The sequence below is a fragment of the Vibrio clamense genome, assembly GCF_050337905.1.
Lineage (GTDB): Bacteria > Pseudomonadota > Gammaproteobacteria > Enterobacterales > Vibrionaceae > Vibrio > Vibrio cortegadensis.
This window is the reverse complement of the sequence record NZ_JAKJTJ010000009.1, coordinates 1-4,311: the sequence shown is the minus strand read 5'-3', so window position 1 is coordinate 4,311 and position 4,311 is coordinate 1. Positions and strand designations below refer to the sequence as shown.

Below are 4,311 nucleotides of genomic sequence, written 5' to 3'. Positions count from 1 at the left end.
CGTATAGTCAACCTTTGAACCAGTGATGCCTTGAACATTTGCAGCAATTACGCGCTTATTTGTAAATATAACTTGGTCACGTACTGTCTTAAATGCTGCAAGAATACTTTCACCATCAATCAGAAATTTTTGAAAATCTTCTCTAGCATCAGAAATATCAATGGGTTTGAGTTTGAATACTGATGAATTTTTGAAATCAATCATATAGATACCTTATTCTAATTATTCGATTTTAGCCTAACGCCGCATTAAGGGGTGAACAACGCCGCCACCCAACCTAAAGCATTGTACCGTAAACACTAAATTTGAAGTAGAAGCAAAAATGCCAAGCGTTGAGAATCCCTCTTAAATGCTTTGTTAGAGCGCTGATTCAAGGGCAGTGACTTACGCTTTCTTAACGTATTTTGCCGTTACAAACATTTCGCCAGCACCATCAAGCTTACAGTCCAATTGATGATCCTTACCTTCCACAACCCGCTTTATTACACCTTTTGTGCCAATTTTAAGGTTCTGAGAACTACCTTTAACTTTGAGATCTTTCACCAATGTGATTTTATCGCCTTGCTCCAACTGATTTCCATTAACATCATGAACTGTGAATTGATTTTCAGCCTCTTCAACTGGGTTCCATTCATAGGCACATTCGGGACAAACAAGATGTGTTTGATCTTGATAAACAAATTCAGATTGGCAATTTGGGCAAGGAGGACATGACATTAGTTATGACTTCTATTAATTGATTTAACTTATATTTTAATGATTTATCACGTTCAGTCTATGCATTATGAAAGCGACAATGAACACTAAAACATGAAAATCTGACTCAAATTGGTCGTGCGCTATAACGCCGCGTTAAGTAGTGAGCAACGCCACCACGAAACTTAACCATACCACCGTAAACACAAAACCCAACGATGGAATGCAAAATGCCATGCGTTGGGAATCTGTCTTAAACGCTTTGTTATAAATCATTAAAACTCAGCGCATATTCGGTTTCGGAAACACTAGCCTGCTTAACCTTAACATGACTAAGCTCAACATTATCTGCAATAGTTCTCAGTATGCTTTCGGTTAACGAAGCTTTTGCATTAACACCTATGATTACTTCGTCAACTAAGTCTGCCGGAAAGTTAAACAAATGAACGGGAGGGTCAATTTCATTAATAATCGTATCTGCGTCAGATAGAACTGCACACATACGCCACTCTTGCTCATACTCCCAGATGTTTGATTTTAATAGGAACATATCCGTTCCATTCATATCAACCATCGCCTTTGATGGTCTGTGAGGTAAGTATTCGACCTTTCTCAAATGATAAAACTCATCCTTTTTCGAACGTTTTTTATTGAAGAATGAATGGTTTGACTTAAACCCTATACAATAACCACTGTGCGATTCAGCATAGTGAGACCACATAAGTAAATTGTCAGCTTTTTCAGTCAAGCTCAATACACCAATTTGTTCATTTGATGTTTCTGTTAAAGCCGCTGAGACATGTTCTTTTGCCTTATTCATAACAGCGTTAAAGACTTCAGAGTTGTTCTTAACGTATAGCTTTACAAGCTCTTGAAATTTCGAATTTGGAATTTGACTCCGAATATGTTCAGGTAATTTAGACAACTCAGACTCGACCATACTATCTAAGTTTTCTTTCATGTAAGCGTCTATGTACGAGTCAGATGCTAAACCACTAATGACTGGCTTAAACTCAAACGGGTCATTGAACGCATTAGGTGGAGAAAAGCGAATAGCTCTATTTTTCAAAACATCAATACGGTCTGGATGTAAATATTTATATAGTTTCAAGACTCACCTTTGATTTATAACGCCCAATTAAGGTGCGACAACGCTATAACACCCAAACTAAACCATTGCACCGTAAACACAAAATTCAAATCGAAGTAAAATCGGCAAGCGTTAGGAGTCACTCTTAAATTGTTTGTTAGTTGCGTTCTAACCACTCCGTGCGCAACACCCCATACTTGACTGAATCATAATACTCACCATTGTAATAGCGAACTTTTCGCAGCCTAGCTTCTTGCTGAAAACCCAACTTCAAAGCTAATGACATCATTCGAGGATTACCCGACCAAGTAGTAAAACCAACCCTTTCAATTTCCTTACTTTCGAACAGATACGACACCCATAACGGGATCGCTAACGCAGCAATGCCTTTACCCCAATACTCTTTATCGTAAATAATAACACCAGCTTCAAGCCAACGAGTTTCTTCACATTCCCAGTAACAACTAACCATTCCAACTGGAATATCATCGACTGTAATCAATTGAGAGTCTAAACCCGATAAAAGACGCTGAAATGAAGAGTGTTTAAACTGTTCTAAGGATGGGTGTGAATATGGAAAATATGGACCATTAAACTTAGTCCATTCGTCATTTGAGATAACCAAGGCATGGATAAACTCCAGCTCATGTTCTCTTGCAGGTCTAATATTTACTTTCATTTCTTACGCAAAACTCCTTGATTCTTTGTAGCAAACTAACGCCCAATTAAGGTGCGACAACGCTATAACACCTAAGCTAAACCATTGCGCCGTAAACACAAANNTCAAATCGGAGTRAAAYCRCCACGCGTTGGGAGTCACTCTTAAATTGTTTGTTAGGGCACTATTCTCAAAGATGACCACTTTACTAACCACCCTTTTGAATTTACACGACTTTTAAACGTTTCTTGTGACCTTTTCGGGTTATGTGTGACACAGTAANCAAATAATGATTCATACCCAAAAGCTGATATGCATTCGTACTTTTCGGGAGCAACTTGTCGGATACCAATTGCCGTTTCTTTCTCTGGCCAGTAGCTCATAGCATCCAGTGAACTTGTGTAAGGTAAGTCACCATTGCGATTGTGCATTATTGCCTGATTTCGAACTTGCCAGTTAATTTCCGGCATTAGCTGTTTAAGCTGAGCTTCATAGTATAAATATGCATTAGGATCTCGCTCGTCAGGTGCAAAATAGATAACATCAGCATCATTCAATGGTGTCGCCACTTGAAAACCATGTAATGCATCCCACACAAGATTTCGGACGAAACCGGCTGCAATATAGCATTGAGGTAAACCCAATTGAGATACACACTTCAAAGCGTTAACTCTAACTAGATCTTGTTTGATTAATTCTACGATTCTGTCCATTTCGCCCTGTGCCCTAACGCCCAATTAAGGTGCGACAACGCTGTAACACCCAAACTAAACCATTACACCGTAAAAACTAAATTCAAACCGGAGTAAACTCGCCACGCGTTGGGAGTCACTCTTAAATTGTTTGTTAGCCGCTCATTTATACCTACTGCTTGCTCAATAAAAACTTACGTAAATCACGTTCTTCACGCATCACATACAAAATATAAACCTTTTCATTTTCTTGTTTGTAGAAAACACGACAAGGACTAGCAACTACTTCTCGGTAGCTTAAATAGTCAAGTTCAGGTGGGACACGCCCCGACTCTGGGAACATCTCCAAACGTTCCACTTTATCGAAAACAGACTGAACCAAAAGCTTGGCTGCTACAATATTTTCTAAAGCTATATATTCGGCAATATCATTGAGATCTAATAAAGCAGGGTCAGTCCAGATTACTTCAGCCATTTTGACATCTTCTCTTTGGCCTTAGAGTGAGAAGTAACCTTACCATTTGCTATTGCTCGTTCACCTCTCGCTATACCTTCAAGGATAGCAAGACGATTTTGCATAAACTCATAGTCGTCAACATCAACCAGATAAGCTGATGGTTTCCCATGCTCAGTAATCAACACAGGCTCTTTGCTATCATGAAGATCTGCTAAGATCTTTGTAGCCTGACGTTTCAAGGACGTAACTAGTTCAACTTTCATGAGGGATGCTCCAAAGGAATACTAAAGTGATACTATTCTATCACTTTGATAATGGCAAGTCTCATGACGGCTAACGCCCAATTAAGGTGCGACAACGCTATAACACCCAAGCTAAACCATTGCACCGTAAACACAAATTTCAAATCGGAGTGAAATCGGCAAGCGTTAGGAGTCACTCTTAAATTGTTTGTTAGAAGCGTTCTTAACCGTTATGTAGAACCTAGAATTTTGGGTTCGACAGACGCAATTACTTATTCACTAGAACCACATTTGACGCAAGCATCATAAGTTCGCTTGCCTTCGCTGATAACAATGTACTCACCTACACACTTTTCGCACAAAACCAGTTTAGGATAAGCTACTTTGCCTTTTTTAGAGGATGAATCCCCTTCAGTTACATAAATTTTTCTCATTTGAACTTTCACATAATCATCTTAATGCGAACAATTATACTA

7 protein-coding genes are annotated in these 4,311 nt (G+C 38.9%); all 7 read right to left on the bottom strand.

All coding sequences use genetic code 11. The annotated features are described in order from the left end of the window. On the bottom strand, positions 1-204 hold a 204-nt coding region (locus tag L4C39_RS00460), incomplete at its 3' end, for a PH domain-containing protein (RefSeq protein ID WP_429743798.1). 180 nt (positions 205-384) lie between these two features. Continuing rightward, positions 385-717 carry a zinc ribbon domain-containing protein YjdM gene (locus L4C39_RS00455; protein WP_429743796.1) on the bottom strand — a complete coding sequence of 111 codons (333 nt, stop codon included), beginning with the start codon at positions 715-717 and terminating at the stop codon, positions 385-387. Between the two features lie 244 nt (positions 718-961). After that, positions 962-1,807 (bottom strand): DUF2971 domain-containing protein, encoded by an 846-nt coding sequence (locus L4C39_RS00450; protein WP_429743794.1) that lies wholly within the window; start codon positions 1,805-1,807, stop codon positions 962-964. 136 nt (positions 1,808-1,943) lie between these two features. After that, on the bottom strand, positions 1,944-2,465 hold the full coding sequence (locus L4C39_RS00445) for a GNAT family N-acetyltransferase (RefSeq protein WP_371712853.1): 522 nt from the start codon (positions 2,463-2,465) through the stop codon (positions 1,944-1,946). Positions 2,466-2,620: 155 nt separating this feature from the next. Then, the gene (locus tag L4C39_RS00440) at positions 2,621-3,157 is read right to left on the bottom strand and encodes a nucleotidyltransferase family protein (protein ID WP_429743792.1); all 537 of its coding nucleotides are present in this window, start codon (positions 3,155-3,157) and stop codon (positions 2,621-2,623) included. Positions 3,158-3,308: 151 nt separating this feature from the next. After that, complete coding sequence (locus tag L4C39_RS00435; protein WP_017053481.1) at positions 3,309-3,611, bottom strand: type II toxin-antitoxin system RelE/ParE family toxin; 303 nt, start codon at positions 3,609-3,611, stop codon at positions 3,309-3,311. Beyond that, positions 3,599-3,856 carry a type II toxin-antitoxin system Phd/YefM family antitoxin gene (locus L4C39_RS00430; protein WP_017053480.1) on the bottom strand — a complete coding sequence of 86 codons (258 nt, stop codon included), beginning with the start codon at positions 3,854-3,856 and terminating at the stop codon, positions 3,599-3,601. The genes L4C39_RS00435 and L4C39_RS00430 overlap by 13 nt, the downstream gene beginning before the upstream one ends. Between the last annotated feature and the right edge of the window lie 455 nt (positions 3,857-4,311).